General features: G+C 64.4%; 6 protein-coding genes. 1 reads left to right on the top strand and 5 read right to left on the bottom strand.

The features are described from left to right. The 5 genes from GVY41_RS19925 to GVY41_RS19905 form a co-directional block, all read right to left on the bottom strand. The coding region (locus tag GVY41_RS19925) for a GTP-binding protein (protein WP_249041114.1) at positions 1-127 on the bottom strand (127 nt) is incomplete at its 3' end. 81 nt (positions 128-208) lie between these two features. Beyond that, positions 209-2,326, bottom strand: a complete 2,118-nt coding sequence (gene fusA, locus GVY41_RS19920; RefSeq protein ID WP_161348720.1) for an elongation factor G — start codon at positions 2,324-2,326, stop codon at positions 209-211. A gap of 24 nt (positions 2,327-2,350) precedes the next feature. Further along, entirely contained in the window at positions 2,351-2,821 is a 471-nt protein-coding gene (rpsG, locus tag GVY41_RS19915; RefSeq protein WP_161348721.1) for a 30S ribosomal protein S7, read from the bottom strand. 12 nt (positions 2,822-2,833) lie between these two features. Continuing rightward, positions 2,834-3,205 (bottom strand): 30S ribosomal protein S12, encoded by a 372-nt coding sequence (gene rpsL, locus GVY41_RS19910; RefSeq protein WP_010399029.1) that lies wholly within the window; start codon positions 3,203-3,205, stop codon positions 2,834-2,836. Positions 3,206-3,505: 300 nt separating this feature from the next. Beyond that, positions 3,506-4,372 (bottom strand): DMT family transporter, encoded by an 867-nt coding sequence (locus GVY41_RS19905; protein ID WP_170301249.1) that lies wholly within the window; start codon positions 4,370-4,372, stop codon positions 3,506-3,508. A gap of 120 nt (positions 4,373-4,492) precedes the next feature. Between GVY41_RS19905 and GVY41_RS19900 the strand changes: the two genes are divergently transcribed. Further along, positions 4,493-5,491 carry a glycosyltransferase family 2 protein gene (locus GVY41_RS19900; RefSeq protein WP_161348722.1) on the top strand — a complete coding sequence of 333 codons (999 nt, stop codon included), beginning with the start codon at positions 4,493-4,495 and terminating at the stop codon, positions 5,489-5,491. Positions 5,492-5,709: the final 218 nt, after the last annotated feature.

Here is a 5,709-nt window from a genome sequence, read left to right as displayed (position 1 = left end):
CATAGGCCTTGAAATCGCCGAAATACTTCGTGATCGCAGCCGTCAGAGTCGTCTTGCCGTGGTCAACGTGGCCGATCGTGCCGATGTTGATATGCGGTTTGTTCCGTTCAAACTTTGCCTTAGCCATGATGGCCTCCTGTGTCGTGTTCGGTGCGTGGGGTCACGCACCCTACGGGTGGGTAGGGTGCGCCGTCAGGCGCACCGAAGATCAAGCGTACTTCTTCTGGATCTCGTCCGAGATGTTCTGCGGGACCGGATCGTAGTGGTCGAACAGCATGGTAAACACCGCACGACCCGAGGACATCGAGCGCAGGTTGTTGATGTAGCCGAACATGTTGGCCAGCGGAACGAAGGCGTTGATCACGTTGGCGTTGCCACGCGACTCCTGCCCGTTGATCATGCCGCGACGGCTGGTCAGGTCGCCGATGATCGAGCCGGTGTATTCTTCCGGGGTGACCACTTCGACCTTCATGATCGGTTCCAGCAGCTTGGCGCCGGCCTTCTTCATGCCTTCGCGCATCGCGGCGCGGGCCGCGATCTCGAACGCCAGCACCGAGGAGTCGACGTCATGGTAGGCACCGTCGATCAGCGCCACCTTGAAGTCGATGACCGGGAAGCCGGCCAGCGGGCCCGAGTCCATCACGGACTTGATGCCTTTTTCGACGCCCGGGATGTATTCCTTGGGCACCGTGCCGCCGACGACCTTGGATTCGAACGAGTAGCCCTCGCCCGGTTCCGTCGGGGTGATCACCAGCTTGATGCGGGCGAATTGGCCCGTGCCGCCGGTCTGTTTCTTGTGCGTGTAGTCGATCTCGGCTTCGCGCGAGATGGTCTCGCGGTAGGCCACCTGCGGCGCACCGATGTTCGCCTCGACCTTGAACTCGCGGCGCATACGGTCAACGAGGATGTCGAGGTGAAGTTCGCCCATCCCCTTCATGATCGTCTGGCCCGATTCCAGATCGGTCTCGACGCGGAACGACGGGTCTTCGGCAGCCAGGCGTGCCAGGGCGATGCCCATCTTCTCCTGGTCGGCCTTCGACTTCGGTTCGACGGCGATCTCGATCACCGGCTGCGGGAAGGTCATCGTTTCCAGCACGACCTGGTTGGCCGGATCGCAGAGCGTGTCGCCCGTCGTCGTCTCTTTCAGGCCGGCCAGCGCGATGATGTCCCCCGCGAAGGCTTCGTCGATTTCCACGCGGTTGATGGCGTGCATCATCATCATCCGGCCAACGCGCTCGCGGCGCTCTTTGGTCGAGTTGATCATCTGGTCGCCCTTCTTCAGGCCGCCAGAGTAGATCCGGGTGAAGGTGAGCGAGCCCACGAAGGGGTCGTTCATGATCTTGAAGGCCAGGCCCGCGAAGGGCTGGCTGTCATCGGCAGAGCGCGGGATGTTCCGGGTTTCCGTCTCGTCGCCCGGTGCGAAGCCCATATAGGCCGGCACGTCCAGCGGCGAGGGCAGGAAGTCCACAACGCAGTTCAGCATCGGCTGAACGCCCTTGTTCTTGAAGGCCGAACCCGCGGTCACCGGCACGAAGGCCATCGACAGCGTGCCCTTGCGGATCAGCGCGCGCAGGGTCGGAACGTCCGGCTCGACGCCTTCGAGATAGGCCTCCATCGCCGTGTCGTCCATGTCCACGGCAAGCTCGATCATCTTGCCGCGCCATTCGTCGGCCAGATCCTGCAGGCTCTCTCGGATCGGCTGGCGGATCCAGGTCGCGCCCAGATCCTCGCCCTGCCACACCCATTCTTCCATGGTGATCAGGTCGATGATGCCTTCAAGCTGGTCTTCCGCGCCGATCGGCAGGGCCACCGGGCAGGGGATCGCACCGGTGCGGTCCTTGATCATCTTGACGCAGTTGAAGAAGTCGGCGCCGATCTTGTCCATCTTGTTGACGAACACGATCCGCGGCACCTTGTAACGGTCGGCCTGGCGCCACACCGTTTCGGTCTGAGGTTCCACCCCGGCATTCGCGTCCAGCAGACACACCGCACCATCCAGCACCGCCAGCGAACGCTCGACTTCGATGGTGAAGTCGACGTGGCCGGGGGTGTCGATGATGTTGAAGCGGTGCTTCGGCGTTTCGGCGGTCACGCCATCGGACGTGCGTTCCCACATGGTGGTGGTCGCAGCGGACGTGATCGTGATGCCCCGCTCCTGCTCCTGTTCCATCCAGTCCATCGTCGCGGCGCCATCATGCACCTCGCCGATCTTGTGGGACTTTCCGGTATAGAAAAGGATCCGCTCGGTCGTGGTGGTCTTGCCCGCATCGATGTGGGCCATGATCCCGAAGTTGCGGTAGAGCTCGAGGGGGTATTCGCGTGCCATTGGGGTGGTCCTCAGGCTGAAAGGTTACCAGCGGTAATGGCTGAACGCTTTGTTGGCGTCGGCCATCTTGTGCGTGTCTTCACGCTTCTTCACGGCGGTGCCGCGCGAGTTCACGGCGTCGAGCAGCTCGCCGGCGAGGCGCTCTTCCATCGTGTGCTCGTTGCGGTTCTTCGCGGCGGTGATCAGCCAGCGGATCGCCAGCGCCTCGCGGCGCTCCATCCGCACTTCGACCGGCACCTGATAGGTGGCGCCGCCGACCCGGCGCGAGCGCACCTCGACCGAGGGCTTCACGTTATCGAGGGCCTCGTGGAAGACTTCGATCGGTTCGCGCTTGAGACGGGACTGAACCCGCTCCAGCGCATTGTACACGATACGCTCTGCGGTCGACTTCTTGCCGTCGACCATCAGGTTGTTCATGAATTTCGTGACGACCCGATCGCCAAACTTGGCATCAGGCAGAACTTCGCGCTTTTCGGCGGCGTGACGACGGGACATCTCTGTCTCTCCTTACTTCGGACGCTTCGCGCCGTATTTCGAACGACGCTGGCGACGATCCTTGACGCCTTGCGTATCGAGCACACCGCGCAGGATGTGGTAGCGAACGCCCGGAAGGTCTTTTACCCGGCCGCCGCGGATCAGGACCACCGAGTGCTCCTGAAGGTTGTGCTTCTCGCCGGGGATGTAGCTGATCACCTCAAAGCCGTTGGTCAGACGCACCTTGGCGACTTTCCGCATGGCCGAGTTCGGTTTCTTCGGCGTCGTGGTGTAGACGCGCGTGCAGACACCGCGCTTTTGCGGGCAGGATTGAAGGTGTTGCGACTTCGAGCGCTGCACCTTGGGCTGCCGCGGCTTGCGGATCAGCTGTTGGATCGTCGGCATTCATCTCGCCTTTTGTTTGCGGCCCGTTCAATCACGCTCGTCAACGCGACTTCCGGGGGCATTCACAGTTCTTGTGCCTTGCGCGTCCACAAAACACCAAAACCGCATTCGTCCCCTGCGCAGGGACGACGCGGTGGAATTCCAGAGGATCGGGACATTGCTGTCCGGATCGTGACCACATCCATTTCTAGTACCCACGGGCAGAGCCTTCCCCGCCACACGAGTGGGCGCCGTATATGGGGAGTCGCAGGGGTTGTCAACAGCACCCGGCGCTGGCTGCGGCCCCGCGGGGCCTGCTGATCAGGCAATCCCCAGTTGCCGCTCGCGCCGCAACATGAACAGGCCCGAGGCGATCACGATCCCTGCCCCCACCAGCGTCAGCGCGTCGGGCAACTGGCCGAAGGTGATCCAGCCCAGAATGATGGCGAACAGCAGCGAGGTATAGCGGAACGGCGTTACCGCGCTGACATCGCCCACCCGCATCGCCATGATGATGAACTGATAGCCGCCGATCAGGAACACCCCTGCCCCGGCCAGGCTGATCAGTTGCGACGGCGTCACCGCCACCCAGCCCTGGAACGGCGCAAGCACCGCCCCCAGCGCCGTTACCGCCAACGCGGAGTAGATCGTTATCGCCAGCGACGGTACTCCGGGCGACAGGGACCGCGTGGACAGATCGCGCAGCGCCACGCAGCCCATCGCCACGACGCCAAGTACCGACCAGCCATCGAAGGCCGCGCCGCCGGGCTTGATGATCAGCAGCACCCCAGCAAAGCCGACGGCAATGGCCGTCAGTCGCCGCCAGCCGATCCGCTCGCGGAACAGCAGCGCCGCCATCAACGTCACCACCAAGGGCAGCGACTGCATGATCGCGCTGAGGTTCGCCAGCGGCATGTGCTGCAGCGCCGACAGGAAGGCCAGCGTGGCCCCGATCTCGCCCACCGAGCGCAGGCCGACGATGCGGGTATCCCGCGGCCCCAGCCGCAGCCGCACGCCGCCCCGCGCCCAGGCCAGCCCCGCCAGCAACACCAGGGTCACCGCGCCGCGGATCACGATGGACTGGAACAGCGGCACCTCGGCCGTCACCGCCTTCAGCAGCGTGTCATTGCCGGTGAAGGCCGCCATCGCGGCCATCATCAGCAGCGCGCCGCGCAGATTGTCTGACATCGGGATCATTCCGGCCGGATAGCAGGCCGCGCGGGGGGGCGCCAGAGGGTTGGTGGAGGGCTGGACCCCCACGCTGCTTTCGCCCTAAGCTCCCGCCCATTGCCTGACCCGGAGCCCGCCTTGCGCAGCCTTGTCATCTCCTCGATGCGGAACGAGGGCGCCTTCATCGTCGAATGGGTCACCTGGTACCGGATGCTGGGCTTTTCGGACATTCTGGTGGTGACGAACGATTGCACCGACCACTCCCCGCAATTGATGGATGCGCTGCAGGAGGCCGGCTGGCTGACCCGCATCGACTACAGGGTGAAGCCCGGCGAGATCCCCCTTCCCCCCAAGCTGAAGCGGGCCAAGCGGCATCCGCTGGCACAGGCGGCGGACTGGATCCTTGTCTGCGATGTCGACGAGTTCCTGGTGGTCCACAAGGACGCCGGCCAGATCACCGACCTGCTGCCCGAAGAGCCCGACTTTCTTGGCATGTCACTGAACTGGAAGGTCTTCGGCACCTCGGGACAGCGGCACTGGTCCGAAGGGCTGGTCCACCGCCAATTCACCCGCGCCGCGGCCCAAGGCATCGGGGTCAACCGCTGGTTCAAGGCGATCTCGCGGCGGGCGGACCTTTTCCATCGGCTTGATGCCCACGGACCTTCAGGCTACCGGCCCGACCGGGCTCCCGGGCCCTGGGGCGGCGCCGGGCTTCGCTGGGTGAACAGCGACGGCGTGACCATGCCGCAATGGCAACCGGGCGGGCCCTATCTGCGCCAGACGGAAGCGGAGCTGACCACCCATGCCGCCGCGCAGATGAACCACTACATGATCCGCTCGGAGGAGAGCTTCTCGCTCAAGCGCGGAATGCTCAGCCCCGCGGCCCACAAGGACCGCTATACCGACGTGTTCTTCAACCGCTTCAATCGCAACGATGTCGAGGATCTGTCGGCCCTGCGCTACGCCGCCACGTTCGAGGCGCTGCATGCCGAGGCGATGGCCCTGCCCCATGTCCGCAAGCTGCATCACCTTTGCTGCGCCGACTATGTCGTCAGGCTGGCCACGGTCGCGGGGCGCGAGCCCGCCAGCGACCCTCGCTGGCAACAGCAGATGGACCTCGCCGCCACCGCCGGCTGACCCCTGCCCGAGCGCAAAGGGATGCGCTGACCATCCCGCCCCCTGCCCTTCTTGCTGGTGAAAATATCCTCGGGGGGCGCGGGGGGCAGAATGACCTGCCACTGGTCTTTCATCCAGCCGCGACCGGAGCCCGTTGGTCATTTACGCCTTTCGGCGCGGGTTGAGCAATCGCCCGGCGCGCGGAACTTTCATTGCGTGCAGCGGGTCGGGCGATTGCG

The sequence above is a fragment of the Frigidibacter albus genome (assembly GCF_009908165.1).
GTDB classification, from domain to species: domain Bacteria; phylum Pseudomonadota; class Alphaproteobacteria; order Rhodobacterales; family Rhodobacteraceae; genus Frigidibacter; species Frigidibacter albus.
The sequence above is the reverse complement of the archived record's forward strand: the minus strand, read 5'-3'. Positions and strand labels throughout refer to the sequence as shown.